This is a genomic window from Paenibacillus sp. FSL H3-0457 (genome assembly GCF_037981725.1).
GTDB classification, from domain to species: Bacteria; Bacillota; Bacilli; order Paenibacillales; family Paenibacillaceae; genus Paenibacillus; species Paenibacillus amylolyticus.
The window spans coordinates 2,972,240-2,992,870 of the sequence record NZ_CP150283.1 but is presented as its reverse complement, the minus strand read 5'-3'; the positions used below and the strand labels follow the sequence as shown (position 1 = coordinate 2,992,870).

The 20,631-nt window shown below is 45.7% G+C and carries 17 protein-coding genes; 5 read left to right on the top strand and 12 right to left on the bottom strand.

Features of this window, described 5'->3' with window-relative positions:
- Positions 1–134 precede the first annotated feature (134 nt).
- Positions 135–512, bottom strand: a complete 378-nt coding sequence (locus tag MHH25_RS13475) for a winged helix-turn-helix transcriptional regulator (RefSeq protein WP_340020501.1) — start codon at positions 510–512, stop codon at positions 135–137.
- Positions 513–701: 189 nt separating this feature from the next.
- On the opposite strand from MHH25_RS13475, the gene MHH25_RS13470 reads away from it, so the two are divergent.
- Positions 702–1,262, top strand: a complete 561-nt coding sequence (locus tag MHH25_RS13470) for an NAD(P)H oxidoreductase (protein WP_340020210.1) — start codon at positions 702–704, stop codon at positions 1,260–1,262.
- A gap of 192 nt (positions 1,263–1,454) precedes the next feature.
- On the opposite strand, the gene MHH25_RS13465 is transcribed toward MHH25_RS13470, so the two are convergent.
- Positions 1,455–6,680, bottom strand: a complete 5,226-nt coding sequence (locus tag MHH25_RS13465) for an S-layer homology domain-containing protein (protein ID WP_340020209.1) — start codon at positions 6,678–6,680, stop codon at positions 1,455–1,457.
- A gap of 453 nt (positions 6,681–7,133) precedes the next feature.
- Positions 7,134–8,690, bottom strand: coding sequence for an ABC-F family ATP-binding cassette domain-containing protein (locus MHH25_RS13460; protein WP_017688769.1), 1,557 nt, complete (start codon positions 8,688–8,690; stop codon positions 7,134–7,136).
- Between the two features lie 197 nt (positions 8,691–8,887).
- Between MHH25_RS13460 and MHH25_RS13455 the strand changes: the two genes are divergently transcribed.
- Positions 8,888–9,361, top strand: coding sequence for an SET domain-containing protein (locus MHH25_RS13455; RefSeq protein ID WP_253508034.1), 474 nt, complete (start codon positions 8,888–8,890; stop codon positions 9,359–9,361).
- Positions 9,362–9,591: 230 nt separating this feature from the next.
- Here MHH25_RS13455 and MHH25_RS13450 read toward each other — a convergent pair whose 3' ends face one another.
- From MHH25_RS13450 to MHH25_RS13420, 7 genes are all read right to left on the bottom strand, one after another.
- A complete protein-coding gene (locus MHH25_RS13450) occupies positions 9,592–10,212 on the bottom strand; it encodes a DUF1349 domain-containing protein (RefSeq protein WP_340020208.1) in 621 nt (206 codons plus the stop codon).
- Between the two features lie 45 nt (positions 10,213–10,257).
- The gene (locus tag MHH25_RS13445) at positions 10,258–11,604 is read right to left on the bottom strand and encodes an NAD(P)/FAD-dependent oxidoreductase (RefSeq protein WP_340020500.1); all 1,347 of its coding nucleotides are present in this window, start codon (positions 11,602–11,604) and stop codon (positions 10,258–10,260) included.
- Positions 11,605–11,654: 50 nt separating this feature from the next.
- Complete coding sequence (gene opuFB, locus MHH25_RS13440; protein WP_340020207.1) at positions 11,655–13,169, bottom strand: osmoprotectant update ABC transporter permease/substrate-binding subunit OpuFB; 1,515 nt, start codon at positions 13,167–13,169, stop codon at positions 11,655–11,657.
- A complete protein-coding gene (locus MHH25_RS13435; protein WP_340020206.1) occupies positions 13,162–14,136 on the bottom strand; it encodes an ABC transporter ATP-binding protein in 975 nt (324 codons plus the stop codon). Before MHH25_RS13435 ends, opuFB begins: the two co-directional genes overlap by 8 nt.
- Positions 14,137–14,356: 220 nt before the next feature.
- Positions 14,357–15,217, bottom strand: coding sequence for an ergot alkaloid biosynthesis protein (locus MHH25_RS13430; protein ID WP_340020204.1), 861 nt, complete (start codon positions 15,215–15,217; stop codon positions 14,357–14,359).
- Entirely contained in the window at positions 15,207–15,653 is a 447-nt protein-coding gene (locus tag MHH25_RS13425; protein WP_076249517.1) for a nuclear transport factor 2 family protein, read from the bottom strand. The genes MHH25_RS13430 and MHH25_RS13425 overlap by 11 nt, the downstream gene beginning before the upstream one ends.
- Before the next feature lie 131 nt (positions 15,654–15,784).
- A complete protein-coding gene (locus tag MHH25_RS13420) occupies positions 15,785–16,369 on the bottom strand; it encodes a TetR/AcrR family transcriptional regulator (RefSeq protein WP_253508024.1) in 585 nt (194 codons plus the stop codon).
- 169 nt (positions 16,370–16,538) lie between these two features.
- Between MHH25_RS13420 and MHH25_RS13415 the strand changes: the two genes are divergently transcribed.
- The gene (locus MHH25_RS13415) at positions 16,539–16,901 is read left to right on the top strand and encodes an iron-sulfur cluster biosynthesis family protein (protein WP_047842733.1); all 363 of its coding nucleotides are present in this window, start codon (positions 16,539–16,541) and stop codon (positions 16,899–16,901) included.
- Positions 16,902–17,127: 226 nt separating this feature from the next.
- Positions 17,128–17,901 carry a M15 family metallopeptidase gene (locus MHH25_RS13410; RefSeq protein ID WP_340020203.1) on the top strand — a complete coding sequence of 258 codons (774 nt, stop codon included), beginning with the start codon at positions 17,128–17,130 and terminating at the stop codon, positions 17,899–17,901.
- A 134-nt stretch (positions 17,902–18,035) separates the two neighbouring features.
- Here MHH25_RS13410 and MHH25_RS13405 read toward each other — a convergent pair whose 3' ends face one another.
- Positions 18,036–18,275, bottom strand: a complete 240-nt coding sequence (locus MHH25_RS13405; protein WP_235193803.1) for a hypothetical protein — start codon at positions 18,273–18,275, stop codon at positions 18,036–18,038.
- A 130-nt stretch (positions 18,276–18,405) separates the two neighbouring features.
- On the opposite strand from MHH25_RS13405, the gene MHH25_RS13400 reads away from it, so the two are divergent.
- Entirely contained in the window at positions 18,406–19,038 is a 633-nt protein-coding gene (locus MHH25_RS13400) for a nitroreductase family protein (protein WP_076214767.1), read from the top strand.
- Positions 19,039–19,306: 268 nt separating this feature from the next.
- Here the strand turns inward: MHH25_RS13400 and MHH25_RS13395 are convergent, their stop codons facing one another.
- On the bottom strand, positions 19,307–20,467 hold the full coding sequence (locus MHH25_RS13395) for a leucine-rich repeat domain-containing protein (protein WP_340020202.1): 1,161 nt from the start codon (positions 20,465–20,467) through the stop codon (positions 19,307–19,309).
- Positions 20,468–20,631: the final 164 nt, after the last annotated feature.

Here is a 20,631-nt window from a genome sequence, read left to right as displayed (position 1 = left end):
ACACCGGGTGTTGAGGGTCAATTTCAATGATTTTATAGCATTTATCAGTTTCGCTGATAAAGGACAAAAAACAACAAACACCCTCCTTTTTAAATCAAGGACGGTTTTGTTTTATTTTTAATTTGGCGGCCAGCTCAAGTTGAAGTTGAAAGTGGAATATAGTCACTAAAATGATTTCCCAGCACTCTGCTTTTATCTCCGTATACTTTGTCCAAGTGATTCTCTCCCCACAAACATATGCGGTCAATGATGTCCTGCAGTGTCAAGCCGTACTCTGTCAGCTCATACTCTACCTTGGGCGGAATCTGGGGATGAATGATCCGATGGATGATTTCATTCTTTTCCAGTTCACGCAGCTGCTGGGTTAAGACCTTCTGGGTAATACCTGGAATAGCTCTGCGAAGTTCGCTTGTTCGTTTTTTACCTGATATCAGCTGATGCAGAATAAGAATCCTCCATTTTCCACCGACCAGTTCCAGCATCGCCTGCACACCACTCTCATATTTTTTCATTTCTTGTTCCACTTGTACTCCCCCATAATTCACATATATGTATATCCGTTATTAAAAGTAACCGAAGAACCCCAAAGTATCTACAGCACTCTCAGGTGCGTACTTCTCAAGAAGATGTCATGAAACTTATAATAACATTGGTCAGAATGTTTAACCAAAATAAAAAGAAAAAAGGATGGTTACTCCTACATGAAAGTTAAACTGGTCGTTACTCACCCAAGACAGGATTCCCTAACATTTGCCGTGATGAATCGTTTTATAGAAGGTATGCAGGAGAATTCCCATGAAATCGATATCCTCGATCTATATCATGACGGATTCGATCCCCTATATCGTGTAGAAGATGAGCTAGACTGGCAAAATCCCGAAAAACAGCATGCCCCTGTGATTCGTAAAGAGCTGGATCGTGTGCTTGCGGCTGATGCCATTGTATTTGTTTTCCCGATCTGGTGGTACAACGTCCCCTCCATGCTCAAAGCGTATCTGGACAAAGTATGGAACATGGGTCTGCTGAACAAGGCAAACTCCAAAAAGGCACTATGGATTGCACTAGCTGGGGGGACAGAGGCTTCGTTCCATAAATACGACTATTACAACATGATTTCCAACTATCTGAATAATGGGATCGCAGGTTATGCGAGAATGCAGGAATCCCGAGTCGAATTCCTCTATGAAACCATTTCAGAATCCAAAGAACATATCGAAGGCTTGCTTGAGCAAGCATATCAAATCGGCAAACATTACAATTAACAATTTGCAAATATTACAAATAAAAATTCGCAGACATTACAGATAACAACTGAAAAACGATATGAGGTTACTCGTTCGTTGAGTAACTGACTTTTCGCCCATGACGGGCGTACAATCAAGAAGGCTTACTCCAACCTGAGTTCCAGGTCAAAGTAAGCCTTCTTTTTCACACGCTACGATTCTGGTGTATCATCATTTCTTCCATACCAGTTTGCTCATCATCGCATATAACAACGTAGCCGATTCGGCTCGGGTTGCTTCGGCAAGAGGTTTCACCTCACCGTTGTACCCGTTAGCAATGCCCAGATCCACAAGTAATGCCACACTATCCCGGGCATAAGAGCGAATCTCGGAAGAATCACGGAAACGAGTAAGGTTATCTGTTCCAGCCTTCTCGGAGTCAACCAGTCCAGCCGCTGTAAGAGCTCTCACCGTCAGCGTCATCATTTCTTGACGGGTAATCGTGGACTCTGGCAAGAAGCGCCCGTCACCGGTACCACTGGTGATACCTAGCGAACGCGCAGCTGTAACGGCTTCGTAATATGGAGCCTTTTCGTTTACATCAGTGAACGCATTCCCGGAAGAAACATTCAAACCCAGCGCAGTCATCAACCACTGCATGTATTGGCCGCGGGTCATCTCCTGTTTTGGATGTAACTCCGTGGAATCACCACGTGCCTCTGCATCAATTACACCTCGGACAGCCAATGCTTCCATCGCTTTCTTGGCCCACTGCACTTCTGCAAGGTCTGCAAATGTCTGCTCCACAGACACAACAGCATAATTTCCTGTGAATGACGTTAAGGAAAATACAAGCTGCCCGCTATTTGGATCGTAGTAACTTTGCGGCAATGGACTTGCCACACCGTTCGCGCCAATGGCAAATGCTACAATCCGATCCTGCTGAGCATTTTGTGATGATTGGAATGGCAGACGAAGTAATAACTGTCTTTCCGATGGCCATGGTTGACCATCCAGTTGAAGTTCAAGCTGGACTCCATATTGCGTGCCAAGCTGATCTGCGACTGTTTTTGGTACCCCCGTTCTGACCAATCGGATTGATGCAACCCCATCACCAACGACATCCTTCGTTAATAGTGTCGCAGGAAGCTCCAACATCCCCAGCTCTGTAACAATGTTGAACACGTGTGACTCACCCTGATCTATTAACGCAGAGGCAGGCAGAGAAACTTCATATGCCGTAGCTCCCGAAACCGGCTTCAGCCGAAGTTCAACCAAGCGCTGACCCGCATCTGTTGAGGGTGCAACTTGAAAAGCCTCTTTAATCGTTGAAACATCCACGTTGGACTGCACTACACCCTTCTGGTCAGACTGTCCCTGCAACTCCAGAACTGAACGGTCTTTCTCCGGTTTAGGCTGTGGTGCAGCATTCTCTGCACTTGGGCTTCCACTTCCTGATTGTCCGCCCTGGTTGCCTGAACCAGAACCATTTCCTGAATTCCCACCGGAATTACCGCCTGGATTACCGCCCGAACCAGGGTCCGTACCTCCAGGGGAAGGAACAGATGCAAGCACCTTCACCGTCAACGGTACAGTCAGGGCTCTGCTGTCGTCAGAAGTTCGAGTAATTTCCAACTCCAATGTTACTGTTGTTTCCTTAGATGGTGGGATAATCGTTCCATCGGTTTGAATGACGGACGGTACCGAACTGGAAGCGATCTTCACCGTGAAACCTTCCGGCACGGATGGTAACTTCAGTTTTTTCGCACCTGCGGAAGGTTGTTCCAATGCTGTAATGCCTGTAGCTACATCGGCAGCGCTCTGCTGAGCCGTGTGCACCTGATAAGCCGAAGATACACCTCTAACGGATTGCCCCGTCGCATCAAAAGCTTCCACTTTGTAATAATATTCTGTGCCGGGGTTCAGTTCACTGTCCGTGTACTTCCGTCCATTGCCGTTATAGACCACCTTGTACTCACCTTGCTCACGATCTGAGCGGTAGAGCTTGTAGCTTGCTGCACCAAGATGAGCATCCCAGCGAAGCGTTGCGCTCGTTGAATCTAACGCATCAGCATTAAGGCCAGCACTATCATTTGCAGGTGGCGCGGCGTCAGGTTTAACGATCATAATCCAGCTAATCATCGGGTCCTGCGATGCCGTATTGCGTACGGTCAACTCCAGTTTGTTGTCCGACACGCTGATGCCTTTGTGGGCTCTAACACTGGCAGGCGTAAAAGTAACTGCACCGGTATTGGTGCCATTGATGATGAAATTCGCTCTGCGCGATGTGTTGGTCCACGGATCGTTGAATCCGGCGTAGACATCGTATGTCCCGTTTGGCACATCAAATGTATAGGTTAAGTCCGTGCCTTTAGGAGAATTGCTGACATTGCCACCGTTCAGATAACGTACGGTCGAGAATATATCCCCGCCATTCGAACCGGATGCCAGTGCATCTGCGCTGACATAACCCCAATTGCGTCCCTCAGCTGGAGCGTACATCTGGTCCGCCGTTCCCGGGTTCGCAAGCGTTCCTTTCATATAAGCACCCATGAGACTGTAATCAGCCGTTTCGTAACCTCCGCTATTCAAGAAATATAGTGTATTCTCCGGAATGACATTTACGCGAACTGCCTGCTTTTTGTTGTTATATTCCGGTGTCGTTACCTGTAATGTGAGCGGTCCTGGCTTGGCAAAATCTTCTGCCGTCATGGCCCGGTTATCAATCGTCCATACTGCTGGCGTTGATACCAGTGCTCCACCGTCGCGTACATTCAATGTCGTTGGCAAGGATGGTACTTTGCCAAGCGCCACGGCTTCTGGCAAGGGATCAGCGATATCAACCTTGCCCATCGAATTCAGCAGATCAGGTGTCCAGCTGTTATACCACTTGATCGCGATGTCGGAGCCTATTCCAAACTCAATTGGCAAGAACACGTATTTTGCAGCATCATTCGAGAAATTGCCACCATTCCACGTATCCCCCACGTAAATGAACTTGCCTTTTTCCGGATCGACCGGAATGACGGAAGTGGTCTGTGTGCCAAATGCCTTGCCTGGATCAGGATCGGGTGGCAACGTACGCACGAACGGATTGGTCTGCGTTGACCACGGGCCAAAAATGTTATCCGCCACCGTCACTTTGTTTTCGTTAGGGGCCCAACCAGAAGCTCCGGAAGTCAAAATATAATATTTCCCCTGATACTTGAACATCGCAGGTGCTTCACGTTGCCCTCCCGGGAACACACGCACGTAATCGACGCCGTATTCCGCCTGATAGGTGGAATCTCGTACCGGATTGCCTTTGTCATCCGTTCGTCCTTCCTTATGCCACCCTGTTACGTCACTGTAGTCTTCATTCAGTTTGGAGATATAGAGCGTCAGGTTTTCTTCGCTGGAGTAGATTAGATAACCGGTACCGTCATCGTCCTTGAACAACGTCATATCACGTGCCATACCCCGGTCGCTTGGGAAGAAATCTTTCTCCCCTTCGGGAGCTCTGTCCATCCGGTAACTCTTCTGATACACAAAAGGTCCTGTTGGAGAGTCACTGATCGCATAACCGGCCCGCGCCTTACCATAATTCGCATTATCGTTATAGGGGTCTTTGTCGCCGTCCATGTGGGCCCACATCACGTATTTCTTCGTTTTGTCGTTGTAGATGACCTTTGGTCGTTCAATAATCCGTCCTTTGCGGATATCTGCCCAGATATCCACGCGGTCTTCACGCCCCGCATACAATTTGGAGATCAACGGGTCATTGTCAAAATCATCCATGGATTGAAGTGTTGTTAAAGCCATGCCTTCATCCGTCCAATTCATCAGATCCTTGGATGAATACACACGCACACCGACAGCTGGCCATCCGCCCGTGTGGTATTCACCATACCAGTAATACATCTCCGTCTGTTCATCATAGAAAAAGCCTGCCCCATGCGCATCAATCGGCTTACCGTCCAGATCCGGCCACAGTTGCCCTGGTGTAATGCTTGTGCGAACTGTGGCAACACCAAGCGGTGCGGATGCTGGAGAAGTTACGCCGTCCACGGTCGCCTGAATGATGTAAAAATATCCTGTGCCCATCGTCAGACCGCTATCGTTAAACGTGTTTTCATTGCCACTATAGACCTGCTGATACGTACCCGTAGCACTGGTTGAACGGGACACGATATACGTTACATCAGATCCAGGCAAGTCATTCCACCCCAGAGAGATTGATGTGTCCGTCACAGCTGTGGCAACGAACTCTGCTGGAGAGTCAATAGAGTATGTCGTGGCTTCTGCAACAGTAGCCGTTGACTCACCAGCTGCGTTATAGGCTGTTACGCGATAGCTGTAGCTGGTGCCCGGCTCAAGTGCATTATCCGTGAATGTGAGCCCTTTCCCTTCGTATATCTGCTCGTATTGCTCACTGCCAGATTCGGCCCGAACCACGCGATAACCAGTTGACTTGTCCACGGCGGGCCAAGATAGCTTCACACTCGTGGCATTGAGTGCTTCGGCCTTTAATTCGCCCGGAGCCTGTGGTGCTGCGGCTGTCGTCCGAACTTCCAGCGGAGCAGTCCATAATGATTCGGTTAGGCCTCCGTATTCATAAGCGAGCCTGTAATAATACACCGTATCCCCGGTTAATCCTTCATCCATGTGTTCCAAAGTTCCGGTACTGGTTACCAGAGAATAACCGCCTTCAGGCGTAGAGGAACGGTACAAGCGATAGGCTGATGCTCCCGCGATTTCAGACCATTGCAGTGAAACCGAAGAAGCCGTCTGCTCAGCAATAGAGAGCTGAATATCGTTCCCAGGCGGTTGCTTGGCAATGGTCACGTCATCTGCATGTACCGACTGCCACTTATTCCGAATGCCCACAGTACCTGACCCGTATGTAGGATCGACCAGATCAAATACCAACCGATCGGAGCCGTTTTCCGCGATATACCCGCGAATGGTGGTACCTGATAACACCACTTTGAGCGTGTACCATGTATCTTTGGCAAAAGCATAGTCCACCGTTTTCAAAGTTGTGTCTGATCCGTTCACCCGTTTGGAGAAAACGAGTTTATTATTGGGAACCTGCATTTGAAAATAGTAAAAGTTGCTCTTATCCTGAAACCGCGGCAATATTCCCGGATACCCCTGACCGGCTCCCGTGTAAAAGCGCATGGACACGGTCATGTCCGACATGGAGTCTCCAGTAGAGATGATGCCTTCATTGGTATCGCTCTGGAAAAGCGTAAAGTTGGACGCATCTGTCGGGTCAGCGAACACTTCCCAGTTGCCTGAGCTTACGTTCCACGCGGGTGATTCCGTGAAATTCCCATCCGAAAAATCGTCCTGCAACAACGTGGCGGGTATACTGCTCAGATCGGCATACGCCTTACTCGGCAACATCAACGGTCCCGAAGACAGCGCAAGTGTTGCAGATAACATAAATATCATGGGTTTCCTGAGTTTATCCAATGTTCATTCTCTCCTTTGGCGTGAAAGATGAAAGCATGGTTCTTGTATGCGCGGTGTTGTTGTTCAGCCTATCCTTAGCAACCAGTGGTCAGTAACGAGCTCTTGTCCACCTCCTTATTTTAATGAAACCGGTTTCATTGGAGCGCAAAAAAAGACCCGTCTTCCCTTCTAAGTGCAATGATACTCATACGGAATACCGTGTTTTCTTTGCCCCTATGCAGTGAAACAGGTTTTTAATATATAAATGTAATCGCTTTCCTGAATTATATTATTGCCTTATTCAAGCTGTCAACTGTGAATTGGGCTCAAACATTTTTCGTTAAAACCACGCAAAAAAGGCGCGAGTTCTGCTTGTTCTGCAAGCAAAATTCGCGCCTTTTCTCACGCTTCGAGCTTGTTCGCAAGCTCGCACATGATTCGTAATCAAAAGCGGACTTTTTGAACAACCTCTATTTAGAATACTTTTGTTGTCCACGACTCACAGTTCCACGTCTCCGTAACGACATCACGGTAGAATTCCGGTTCGTGGGAAATCAGAAGAATACTGCCTTTGTAAGCCTTGAGCGCACGTTTCAACTCTTCCTTGGCATCAACGTCCAGATGGTTCGTCGGCTCATCGAGCACAAGCAGGTTGGTTTCATTATTGATCAGCTTACAGAGACGCACTTTAGCTTTCTCGCCACCACTCAGTACAGCTACCTTGCTCTCAATGTGTTTTGTAGTCAAACCACATTTTGCAAGTGCAGCACGCACCTCGAATTGGGTATACGAAGGAAACTCCTGCCAGATCTCTTCAATACATGTATTGTAGTTGGCATCCTTCATCTCTTGCTGGAAGTAACCAATCTCCAGATGTTCACCACGTTGAACGGTTCCTTCCAGAGCTTGAATTTCACCCAGAATACTGCGCATCAGGGTTGTTTTACCAATTCCGTTCGCACCAACGAGGGCAATCTTCTGTCCACGCTCCATACGCAGATCCAGTGGTCTGGACAACGGTTCGTTGTAACCAATCACAAGTCCTTTGGTTTCAAAAATGAGCTTGCCGGATGTTCTTGCATCACGGAAGTTGAACTGCGGTTTCGGTTTCTCCTTGGCGATCTCAATGACATCCATCTTGTCGAGTTTCTTCTGTCTGGACATCGCCATATTACGTGTAGCTACACTTGCTTTGTTCCGCGCTACAAAGTCCTTGAGGTCAGCGATCTCTTGTTGTTGGCGTTTGTAAGCCGACTCCAGCTGCTGTTTTCTCATCTCATGCACTTCCTGGAAGTGATCATAATCGCCCACATAACGAGTTAGATTCTGGTTCTCCATGTGATAGATCAAGTTGATTACACTGTTCAGGAACGGAATATCGTGAGAGATCAGAATAAAAGCATTCTCATATTCCTGCAAATAACGTTTCAGCCATTCGATATGCAATTCATCCAGATAGTTCGTAGGCTCATCGAGCAGCAAAATATCGGGTTTTTCTAGCAGCAGCTTGGCAAGCAATACTTTGGTACGCTGTCCACCACTCAGGTCATTGACGTCTTTATCCAGACCGATATCCGTCAGACCCAGACCACGTGCGGTTTCATCCACTTTGGCATCGATCATGTAGAAATCCTGGTTTGTCAGTGTATCCTGAATCGTACCCACGTCTTCAAGCAGTTGTTCAAGCTCCTCCGGTGTAACATCGCCCATTTTGCCATACATATCATTCATTTCCTGTTCCATATCAAACAAGTACTGGAACGCGCCGCGAAGTACGTCACGGATCGATTGGCCTTTGTTCAATACAGCATGCTGGTCCAGATAACCAACACGCATCCTTTTGGACCACTCCACCTTACCTTCATCCGGCTGAAGTTTTCCTGTAATAATGTTCATGAAGGTGGATTTACCTTCACCATTGGCCCCGATCAGACCAATATGTTCGCCCTTCAACAGGCGGAATGAAACGTCGTTAAAGATAGCACGGTCACCAAAACCGTGACTTAATTTTTCTACATTTAATATGCTCATTCATGACACCTTTTCTATATAGACTTAATTCTTTGTATATTATAAGCGTTATATCCTGCACAACTCAACGCCATATTAAAAATTATTCCACCTTTTTGTCTGAAATTTGCCTTATATGAAAGTATGGGTTAAAATTTTGCCTTAACGAATTACTATTATATAGAACGGAGCTCTTCGAAGAGCATCAGGTGAAGATTATGATTGAAGTGAAACAATCCAAGTTGGGTGATGGTGGTGAGTTTAACCGCGGGGTATTTGCTACCGTTGATATTGCCAAAGGAACGCTTATCCATCAGGCACCCGTTGTGCCTTACCCAAATGAAGATCATGAGCATGTCGAAAAAACGATTTTGGAAGATTACGTGTTCGAATATGGGGCGAATCATACCGCAATTCTGCTCGGTTACGGCAGTCTGATCAACCACTCTTATGAACCTAACGCTACTTACGATATCAATTTTGATAACCATACCTTTGACTTCTACGCGTATGCAGACATCAAAGCTGGCGACGAAATTGTAATCAATTACAACGGTGAGGAAGACAGCATGGACCCGTTATGGTTCCTGGACGATTACGAGGAGCGTATGTTGGAGTTCAATAAGTCCAATGATGATGAGGGTGAAAAAGAGACTGAACCCCATTCCCTGGATACGGACACGAGTAAATAAACGTTAAACTCAAGTAAAGTTCGCAAGCACTCTATTGTATGTGCGAAAAGAACTCACTGTACCCGGTGAATGATGAAATGAGTAACTGGAGACTTTTCACAGTCCAAAGTTTAAACACACAAATAAGCAAGTCCTCCGTTAATGGAAGACTTGCTTATTCATGTTGTCTTGCTTTCTAAGCCAGCTACACCTGTTCATGTTTCATTGTTTATCGTGCATCTTAACTTGTTTTAATCTGTAATCGGCGGATCTGTATGCAAGTCTTGATCGGGTGTCGTGGATCTCCACTTGGTAAAGGCTACCTCGAAACCTGCTCGCTTTGGTGAACACAGAAATGGACCTGCATGTTTGTTCGTTGGATAGGCAAACCGCGCAACCCGAATCGTACGCCAAGGATGCTCATCTGTGCGTGCACGAATGACAACAGCCTCATTACTGTAGGAGGCTCTGATTGTTACGATTCGTCCACCCCACTCTGGCACAGGAGAGAGTGACCAATCCGAATATGTATCCGTCACGACGGCTCCAACATGTGCCGCACCATCATTGACCTCAACTCCGGCCTTGATCCATTGGTCTTCTCCGTACCATAACATTAATCCCGCCTGATCATATAATTCGGTGAATGAGCTTAGATCAAACGATACCTCAATTGCTTCCGTTCCGTCCCATGGAGCAAGCATGGCATGTCCATCCCGATGACAGAACCCGTAGAATGTGTTCTCCCAGAAGTCACTGCCTTCCCGAGCTTCCACAACGAAACGATCCCCATCCATCCGTGCAGCAACGGGTTCCTTAGTCCACTTGCCTTCATGAAGCCCAATAAAATCCGATGACATCGTTATTTTCATCCTTCCTTCCATCCCAAAGGGGAGTTCATCACCACTTCATCACTTCTAAATTAAAGAACCCAGATCCGATGCAGCAGTAGGATATGCAAAATTCATGGTGTTTAACTGATCGATAGTCAGATTGAACTGAATCGCCATTGCAAAAAGGTTAATCAATTCTTCTGTTTTGCTCCCGAGCACATGCGCACCCAGAATACGTCCAGTTGATTTGTCGATCACCACTTTGGCCATGGCAAATTTTTCATGAGTTCGTTTGTAAGTATACCATTTCGACATATCATTTACCTGCACCTGGTAGCCCTCTTTCTTGGCTTGTTCCGTGCTCATACCTACAGCTCCAAGTGAAGGAACAGTAAACACAATGGAAGGCATCACCTTATAATTTGGTTTGTGTTGATTTCCCTCTAACAAATTGAACGATACAGCCCGGGATTCCTGACCTGCTAACGGGGTTAAAGGCAACCCTTTAGTATCCGTTACATCGCCAGCAGCATACACTCTCGGATTACTTTCACTTTGCAAGTACTCGTTCACCGTAATCCCCTTTTTGCTGTAGCTGACGTTGGCTTTCTCCAATTCCAGCCCATCCACATTAGGAACACGCCCGGCTCCATGAACGACAAGTCCGCACTGCCACTGGTGATCTGCACCATTACGTGTGCCATGAACGACATAGGTGTTCCCCTCTTGCCGTATGGACTTCACCTCCGCGTTCAAGTGAACATGAATGCCGATCTCTTTTGATTTTTGCAACAAAGATTCTACAAGCTCTACATCAAACGACTTCAGAGGCTGTTCACTCCGATGCAGGATATGGACTTCTGTCCCGGCTCTGGCCGCAATATGCGCAAACTCAAATGCAATGTATCCGCCGCCTACCAGAACTAAACGATCCGGCAACTGTTCCAGATCCAGAAAGTCATCACTATATATAAGATGCTCTGAGCCCTCAATCTCAAGTGGCGCAGGTCTTGCACCGGTAGCAATCAGAATGTGTTTCCCATGGAGAACTTCTTCACCAACTCGAATATGATTTTCATGGATAAATGAAGCTTTACCATGGAACGTATCCATTCCGGCCTGTTTGAATTGATCTTCACTTGCTCTAGGTATGCTCTCGGTAAAGGTGCGTTTAAAGGCCATAAGTTCAGACCAGTTGATGGTCGCCTGTCCCTGAATTCCTTTCCCTTGCATCCGTTCATTCCAGTCAATCAGCTCAGCCGCTCCAGCCAGCACTTTCTTGGGATCACAGCCACGCAGTGCACACGTTCCGCCGAACTCACGTTCATCAATTACAGCAACTCTCCAGCCAGCTTCAGCGCAACGGGTGATAACAGAGCTTGCCGCGCTTCCTGTTCCAATTGCAATCAAGTCATACGTTTTTTGTGTCATCATGGTTCCTCCTCATCCTTTTGGTACATCTAGTGCAGGGATGTCTGAAGTTACAGCAATCCAGCCTGTTTAAGGTACTCTGCTGCAACCTGTTCAGGATTCGCTCCCTCTACGTTCACGTCATAGTTCATCTGACGCATCTCATCATCCGTAATTTTGCCAGCAAGCTGATTCAGCACCTCAACCAGTTGTGGATATTGATCTGCCGTTTCTTGACGAAGCATCGGCGCGCCTTGATAAGGTGGGAACAATTCCTGGTCATCCTCCAGCACAACGAGTTCATATTGTCTCAACTCACTATCTGTGGAATATGCATCTACGAGGTTGATATCGCCACGTTGAACAGCACCATAGCGAAGCTTCGGTTCCATTGTCGCCACGTTCGGGAATTCAATCCCATACTTCTTCTGAATGCCAAGGTAACCGTCTTCCCGATCCGAGAATTCAAGCGTGAATCCTGCCTTCATCTGCTGTTCTACCGGTTTGAGATCCGAAATGGTCTTGAGATTGTATTGATCTGCGATGCTCTTTGGAACGGCCAACGTATACGTGTTGTTGTAATCCATAGGGTTCAGCAGCACCATGTTGAACTGGCTCAACATTCCATCTCTTGCTTGTTCGTAGACCTCTGTTCGATCCGTACTCACAGCCGTTTCCTTCATAAATTCGGAGATCGCTGTCCCCGTGAATTCGGGATAGATGTCAATATCACCCGACTTGAGTGCATTGAAAAGGAATGGTGTTTTGCCTAATCCGGGTTTTAGTTCAACGGTCAGGTCTGTATCTTTTTCAATCAACAATTTGTACATGTTAATCAGAATCTCCGGTTCCGCCCCCAATTTCCCAGAAATGACGAGATCCTTCTGTCCACCACGTGCCACGAAGGGAATGGTAATCACAAGTATCGCGATTATTGCCAGCGAACCAAGGGTAACCAATGTTTTCTTAAAGGATAACCGCTGGAACTGACGTAATAGTACATCAAACAAAATAGCCAGCAATGCGGCCGGAATGGCTCCAAGGATGATCAATGCCGTATCGTTCCGATCAATGCCCAGCAAAATTAATGCACCCAAACCTCCTGCGCCGATCAAGGCAGCAAGTGTCGCCGTTCCTACAATAAGCACCATAGCGGTCCGAATTCCGGCCATAATGAAAGGCATCGCCAGTGGCAGTTCCACTTTGATTAGACGTTGCCAACTATTCATGCCCATCGCATTCGCTGCTTCCACCATGGAAGGATCAACTTCGGATATGCCTGTGTACGTGTTGCGGAGTACGGGAAGCAGTGCATACACCACCAGTGCAATGATTGCAGGAAGTGTGCCTATGCCGAATAACGGGATGAGCAATCCGAGAAGCGCCAAGGACGGTATCGTCTGCAACACAGCCGTAACCCCGATAATGGGTTCAGCCACTTTTGGTTTGCGTGTCAGGTATATACCTAGCGGAATAGCGATGAGGACAGCAAAGAACAATGCGATAAATGAGATCTGAATATGTTCCAGCAGAGCAGACAACAACTGACCTTTGCGCTCACTGAACACCTCCGTGAATCTACTCATGTCCTTCACCTCGTTCCTGTAACTGACCAGACCAGTATTTCATCAGATCAACTCGACTGATCTCGCCAATAATCTGGCGGTTACGTTCAACCAGCAGATGGTCATGGTAAGCCATGATATCAACTAACTCCGTCAACGTAATGGATACAGGAACGGCGGTTTTGGCTGATTTTGGCACATGACCCGGTGAGAGTGGTGACATGATGGATTCGAGATCAAAATCAGATTGTGAACTCGTATCGGTGTTAGGACTTCCAACAAATTCACGTACGAAATCATTAGCTGGCTGTCGGATCAGTTCTTCCGGGGTGCCTACCTGCAAAACCTGTCCATCCTTCATAATGCAGATGCGATCCCCCAGCTTCATCGCTTCCTGAATATCATGGGTGACAAACACAATTGTTTTTTTCATCTGACGCTGGATATCCAAAATATCATCCTGTAATTTCTCCCGACTCATTGGATCGAGTGCACTGAACGGTTCATCCATCAAAACGATCTCGGGATCGGCAGCGAGTGCACGCAACACACCAATTCTCTGCTGTTGTCCTCCGGATAACTCGGACGGTTTACGCTCACTGTACGTATCTCCGTGCAAACCCACCATGTCCAGTAACGTATGTACACGCTCCTTAATTTCATCTGACTTCCATTTTCGGAGTTCAGGAACAACTGCAATATTTTCGGCAATTGTCATATGCGGGAATAGTGCAATCTGTTGCAGCACATATCCTATATTCCAGCGCAATTCGTGAATGTTGTATTCATCGATTGGGCGTTCATTAATGCGCACTGTTCCATCTGTTCGTTCAATCAGGCGATTGATCATTTTGAGCATGGTGGTTTTGCCACATCCACTCGGACCAATCATGACGAACAATTCTCCCTTGTTAATGTTGAGGTTAACCTGACGCAAAGCCGTTGTTCCATCAGGATATTGTTTTGATACATTTTCGAACTGGATCATTCGCTCTCTTCGCCCCTTTATCTAGGGCGTGTTTCAGACACGCCCTAACATTCATCTTCATCTATTTCCCCAAAAGTGTGTTCGTATAATCACTGCTTTCCTTAGTGTCCCTTGTTAGGGAGAGATCCATATTCGAATCAACGATGTCAATATGCTGGTAGACATGCAAAAAGACGGGCACTAGGCACCGTCTTCTCATATTATGAAAATGTTTCTTCCATTATTTCCATACTTCCATATGATTCTGAATAAATTGCTCGAATGAAATCGGGTTATTCCCCGTTAATTTTTTCACCGTATCCGTCGTCTGATCTTCTCTTCCCTCCTCCCGGATAGGCACATCCAGTCCTGCGAGGGCAGCAGCGTATTCTTCTGACATTCCTGCGCGAATCATGCTGTTCCTCAATTCATCATCGGACAAAGATTCATGCTGGATGGACTGATCCAGTACACGGCTCAAGACGTCTGCAACCTGTCCATAGGACAACGACTCCGGCCCTGTAATGATATGCTCCGTATTATGAGGAACAATATCCGTCAGAGCATGGAACGCAACTGCCGCGATATCATCTGCACTAACAAATCCAATTTTCCCGTCACCCGTAGCACTGTATATTTTCCCGAGTTGCTTCGTCGTCTCCCGATGCGGCCCTTCCGTAAAGTTCTCCATAAAATAGGAAGGCTGCAATACAGCCCACTCAGGAGCATGAGCTTTTATATACTGATGTACTTTGCCAAATATAGGACCCTCTTCATCAATTGAAGCACTGCCAAGTAAAACGAATCGCTTAACGCCGTTCCACAATGCTTCCTTGATGAACGGAATGATGACGTCTTCTGGCTTCATATCCATGACTGGCATGACAAGGTACACCTGATTCACATTTTTCAGCGCCAGCGCATATGTCTCGGAATCATACCAATCAAAATAGACATAATTATCGGCAGAACCAGAAAGAGATGGTTTAGTTCTTCCTGCCAAACGCACCGGATAATGATGCTTTTGAAGTATGGCCGCAACACGGCTTCCTGTCTTTCCATTAGCTCCGGTAATAAGTGTCAACGGTTTATCATTGATCATGCTTGTTTCCTCCTAAGTCCGATTCGAGTACGACCATCGGATTCCAATAGTCTTTATAATGTGTAATTTTTCCATTAGAGTGGCTCACTACAGAGATGTACGTTTGGTTGTATGGCTTGCCTGTAACTAATGAACGCCCTTTACAAGTAAATTCAGCCACAAACTGTTGTTTCGTGGAATCAGCCAAGATCACCGGTTCAGAAAACTGCTGAATTTCAATCATCCCCAGTAGATTATGAAGATGATTCGTAATTGCGGCTTTGCCTTCCAGTTTCTGAGGATATCCTGCTGGTGCATATGGGAATTCGAAAATAGCGTCAGATGTATATAGCTCCAACCATTGTTCTAGTTTTCCCTCCAGTAGCAATTGAGTAAATCCATGCATGATCCGATACGGTATACTATTGCCCTCTTCCAACTGCTGAGATTGTGTCATCCTATTTCCTCCTTCAGTTTGTTTGGTGTTCTTTTTCCAGACCAATCGGTCTATAATAGTCAAAAAATAAACGCCTTAAGCGTCCATTTTCAAGAAAACATAAAGAATTCTTACTCAAATCATGTAAAACGTTAATCCAAAGCCCTTAGGGTCATCTGTACAAAATCTCGTAGCGCTTCTGCGCTTGCACCGCTCTTCGCTGTAAAGGTCAATGAGAGTCGGGAATAATTCAGAAAACGGGCAAGCCCGGGCAATTCTTCCTCAGCGTGCCTCAATTCGCCACTCCTCTGGCCTCGTAACAGCGCAGTATGGAAAACATCTTCCATTTGTTGGTTAGTGGTTTGAATAAAGACCGCGATTTCGTGATTTTGTGGTGCCTGTTCAACCGCGCTATTAATGATGAAACATTCATTACGACGTTCGTTGTCTGTCAACACGTTAACCGCTTCGTTGAACAACTCGGTCACGCCTTGCCTCACACTTGTGCATTCGTTTAATAGTTTGATCCCCGCCTCTGTCTTCTGCTGAATATAGAATTTAAGAGCAGAGACAAATAAATCATGTTTAGTTCCGTAGGTGTCATACAGGCTTTGCCGCGCAATGCCAAGTTCACTCAGCAGTAAACTCAAAGATGTACCTTCATAACCGTACGCTCCAAATACAGACGTTGCTTTTCTTAGAACAGTCTCCGTGTCAAACTCCTTGGCTCTTCCCAATTTCAGACCTCACCTCCCTACTCATTAACTAAAGAATACCTTTTCCAGACTGATCAGTCAAGAAAATAAATGCTTTGATTTTTGCCAAAGTGGTATAATGGGAAATAGAAGCTGAATGAATTCTTTTACCACTTACCAACCATGACCACATATAAAGGAGTGTACCTATATGTATATTCAAATTACAGATTTGGCTGCAAAACGATTGACGGAAAGCTTGAATGACCAACCCGGATATTTCAAAGTGATCTATGACTTGGAAGGTTGCGGATGTAACGGAGTTATCGCTATTATCATTGTTGATGAACTTGCGGCTCTCGACGCGCAGATTGAAACCAATCTGGTTCCGTTCTATGTTGATCCGAAGCAGCAGCTAAACCTTGAACAACACATGAAGCTGGATACAGAAGAGAACTATCCTTCTTTCAAATTAAGCAGTGATTCTGGTGTGCTCAGCGCCAACGTTCGCGTTCGTGACACCCGTACTGTAACTGCGGGAAGCTCCGGTGGATCTGACGCCTGCATGTTGTAATACAGTCTCCAGCTTACTTGAAGTAATCTAGCATTATCTCTCTTCACATCAAAAGCCGTTGCATCTAATGCAACGGCTTTTTCATGTATACTGCCTCTACGAGAGTTGAAGAAGAAGAATCTAGCAAACTTTGTTTACAACTCGGAAACAATTGGAGAACCTATGGATATAATCCTCTAGTATACTCGGTATATAGATTCATATATTCCGAGGAGGAACACACATCATGAAACCTTTTACTCGTAAATCCATCATATCTACAATTCTCGTAGGCTCTGTTGTAGCAGGTTCTGCCTTTACTACGTTTCCCATCACTTCAAGCCTGAATCCCGTCGCGTCTGCTGCAAGCTCCAGCTTCACTCAATTTCTGCATGATAATGCACCTGGTCGTACGATCAAAACGATTAAAAATGTGGCAACTGTGACCAATGTGTCCAGTACAGTTGTGCTTGTCAATAAAAAGAGAAATCTGCCTTCAACTTATGCACCTCAAGATTTGGTTGTACCTAATATTCCTTTTAGCTTCTCAGGTTCCAGTCCGAAGAAACAAATGCGTAAAGTAGCTGCAACAGCGCTAGAGAAACTATTTGCGGCTGCCAAAAAAGACGGCATCGATATCAAAGCGGTGTCTGGCTATCGCTCTTATGCGACTCAGAAATCGATCTTTGACCGTAATGCCAGAATCAAAGGTGAAGCTGTTGCCAATAAAACAAGTGCTCGGCCAGGACAAAGCGAACATCAGACCGGTCTAGCTATGGATATCTCCAGCGCTTCGGCTGGTTATGATCTTCAGCAAAGCTTTGGCAACACCAAAGAAGGCAAATGGCTGAAAGCCAATGCCCACAAATACGGCTTCATCATCCGTTATGGCAAAGATCAGGAGAAATTGACTGGTTACTCCTATGAGCCATGGCATGTACGTTATGTTGGGGTATATATTGCTGGTGAGATTACCAACCAGAAACTTACGCTGGAGCAGTATTTGGAACGTGCCAAATAAGGCAGGTTTGAACCCAAAGCGTAGACAGTTATGTGATTAGATAAAAGAAGAGTGACTATAGATAACATGACTGAAGGAGAAGATGGGGCCGCAACTGGCCCTCTTCTGCTTCAATTTTTCATTTACACACTTCATCATGTCCCAACGATTTTTCTAAAGACCAGTGGCAGTCTCTTCAGACCTTCTGTTCCAGCCCAAGAGCCTACTCCAGCAAGTATTACATTATGGCACAAATAAAGTGCGACATTGTACACGATAGGGCCTAGAATAATCTCCACGACTACAAAACGTTTTAACGTAGAAGATTGGATCACATATACCCGAAATTCATGAGGGTCATGTCCTCCCATATACCTTGCGATCAATGCTTTCATGAATCACCTCTAGTGTTTTATTTTAGCGTATGGCAGACGATCCTTGTCTTATTCTAAAATAATACTTACATAAAGTAACTAAGTGTGTTATAGTCAGTTTATAAATCATACATAAGCGAGGGAAACTACCATGAGTGAGTTGGAGAATCTAGTCAAAAACCGTAGATCGGCCGTTATTTTTGAAGAAGGAATTGAAATTTCGGATTCGGAACTGCAAGAAATGTTTGCCCTGAATAAATTTGCACCATCTGCCTTTAACCTACAACACACGCACTATCTTGTAATTAAAGACGAGGAACAGAAAGAGAAAGTCTATGAAGCTTCCCAGCAATATAAGGTAAAAACAGCTTCTGCGGTCATCGTGGTATTGGGCGACGTCAATGCGCATCATCATATCCGCACGATTAACGAAGGCCTGCTGAACCTGGGCGCTCTTACTCCGTTCCAATACGAGCAGGAATCCCAAAGTGTCACCGAATTTTACGAATCTCGCGGCAGATTCTTCCAACGTGAGGATGCGATTCGCAATGCCAGCCTGTCTGCCATGCAATTGATGCTGATCGCTCAGGATCGCGGTTGGGACACTTGTCCAATGATTGGCTTTGACTCGGAAGAACTGCAACGGAGCCTGGAAATCCCTAACCATTACGTACCGGTTATGCTGATCACCATCGGCAAAAAGTCGGAAGCCAAACAGCGCCCACGCGGTTACCGTAAACCGATTAACGAATATGTTAGCTTTAACAAAATGCACGCTGAATAACATATAATATAACCAATTATATAAGTTGAACTAACATTTACACGATAACGGAGAGGACAGAAAAAACCTGAAAAAGCGAAGCGTTCGCCTAAAAGCTTTCTGAAAGAAAGCTGCATCGGAAGCATACGCTATCCCCGGATTTCCCCTTTAGAAAAGGAATGGAAATAAAATCTGGGGATAACAGCGATTGGAAGGTTGTTCTGTCATCGTAGTGTCAGTGTAAATAATCTTTAGTTCAACAAAGCAAAAAAGCCACGATCTCGTGGCTTTAATACGTTTCATAGATCAACGTATCCAACATGTGAAATTCATCGTCAAACTCCGCATATATGTACAGTCGACCAGCAGGTGTATCCCCCGCATCATAACCCAATCGGAAATATTGATCTCCCTGAAATTCTGCATCAGCCAAAATCAATGTATTGATATCTTCGTCCGGATGAGCCTCGGCAATGGTTTTAAGTGCCTGCTCACCAAGCATGTCCCACCGTTTCCACGTCTCTTCCATATATGGGGATAAGGCCTCCAACTCTGTCTTGGTTGAAACCTGTGCAGTGACTACCAGTTCTTTATCCTGAATAAGTAAGTTCATCTGATAGTTGGACATCGAGACGTCATACTGAAACAACCCCATACCGGGAACTTCATAATTGGATTCAAACATTAGATTATCTGCATACTGCAGTCTTTCCAGCTTGGGATTAGCGCTATAATCCAACTCGTTTAATTTGTTCTCGGAACAGTACAACTCTCTCAGTTGTACGTTATGGCGAATATCCAGCTTGCTAATATGGTTGTTAAAACAACGGACACTCTCTAAAACCATATTTGAACGAAAATCCAACTGTTTGATATGGTTGTGGTTACAACGAAGTTCAATCAAGTTTGGACAACTTGTTACATCAAGTTCCAACATATAATTGTTGGCGCAATCAAGTCGCCGCAGTTGCTTATTGTGTTCAAGTTCAAGTGAGAAAAGAGCGTTATAACTGCAACTAAGTTCCTCCAACTGCTCAAGGTGCTCCGAAGCCAGCTCCGATAACATATTCCAATGACACTCCACCATTACAAGCCTGGAATTATGAGAAAGATCCAATTTGCGAAGTCGATTAAAACTGCAATCCAGCACCTGCAATTCCGAATTGGAGCGGAGGTTCAGTGTAAGAAGCTGATTCTCTCTGGAACGTAATATCCTCAGCTTGTGATTCTGAGCTAGATCCAAACCGGTCAATTGATTATAGGCACAATCCAGCTCTTGAAGACCCCTGAAATACTCGATTCCATCAAGATTGCTAATATTGTGATTTGAGAGTTCTAATATCTCAACCTCACAAACGTCTCTCTCCTGGATGAAATCCCGCTGATCACAAAAACGATCCAACACAACTTGCTTGAAATGTTCATCCGTGAAGGCATAAGTAATATCCATGTCTAACGCCTCCCCCTCTCGTTTCGCTCTATTGGAACAGTCTTCCAACATATTATCACTATTCTATGAGTTTCGTCGCCGGGATTCAACAATTATCTAAGCAAATTCTTTTATATCATGTTAGCATCCAACATGTAAGAGAAATCATACAGAGAGGAAGATTT

Excerpts from the sequence above, each read along its gene's own strand:
- MHH25_RS13410 (WP_340020203.1), top strand. The coding sequence starts at position 17,128 with ATGAAACCTTTTACTCGTAAATCCATCATATCTACAATTCTCGTAGGC.
- MHH25_RS13405 (WP_235193803.1), bottom strand. The coding sequence starts at position 18,275 with ATGAAAGCATTGATCGCAAGGTATATGGGAGGACATGACCCTCATGAA.
- MHH25_RS13435 (WP_340020206.1), bottom strand. The coding sequence starts at position 14,136 with ATGATCCAGTTCGAAAATGTATCAAAACAATATCCTGATGGAACAACG.
- MHH25_RS13415 (WP_047842733.1), top strand. The coding sequence starts at position 16,539 with ATGTATATTCAAATTACAGATTTGGCTGCAAAACGATTGACGGAAAGC.
- MHH25_RS13395 (WP_340020202.1), bottom strand. The coding sequence starts at position 20,467 with ATGGATATTACTTATGCCTTCACGGATGAACATTTCAAGCAAGTTGTG.
- MHH25_RS13450 (WP_340020208.1), bottom strand. The coding sequence starts at position 10,212 with ATGAAAATAACGATGTCATCGGATTTTATTGGGCTTCATGAAGGCAAG.
- MHH25_RS13460 (WP_017688769.1), bottom strand. The coding sequence starts at position 8,690 with ATGAGCATATTAAATGTAGAAAAATTAAGTCACGGTTTTGGTGACCGT.
- MHH25_RS13445 (WP_340020500.1), bottom strand. The coding sequence starts at position 11,604 with ATGACACAAAAAACGTATGACTTGATTGCAATTGGAACAGGAAGCGCG.
- MHH25_RS13425 (WP_076249517.1), bottom strand. The coding sequence starts at position 15,653 with ATGACACAATCTCAGCAGTTGGAAGAGGGCAATAGTATACCGTATCGG.
- MHH25_RS13455 (WP_253508034.1), top strand. The coding sequence starts at position 8,888 with ATGATTGAAGTGAAACAATCCAAGTTGGGTGATGGTGGTGAGTTTAAC.
- MHH25_RS13400 (WP_076214767.1), top strand. The coding sequence starts at position 18,406 with ATGAGTGAGTTGGAGAATCTAGTCAAAAACCGTAGATCGGCCGTTATT.
- MHH25_RS13430 (WP_340020204.1), bottom strand. The coding sequence starts at position 15,217 with ATGATCAATGATAAACCGTTGACACTTATTACCGGAGCTAATGGAAAG.
- MHH25_RS13470 (WP_340020210.1), top strand. The coding sequence starts at position 702 with ATGAAAGTTAAACTGGTCGTTACTCACCCAAGACAGGATTCCCTAACA.
- opuFB (WP_340020207.1), bottom strand. The coding sequence starts at position 13,169 with ATGAGTAGATTCACGGAGGTGTTCAGTGAGCGCAAAGGTCAGTTGTTG.
- MHH25_RS13475 (WP_340020501.1), bottom strand. The coding sequence starts at position 512 with ATGAAAAAATATGAGAGTGGTGTGCAGGCGATGCTGGAACTGGTCGGT.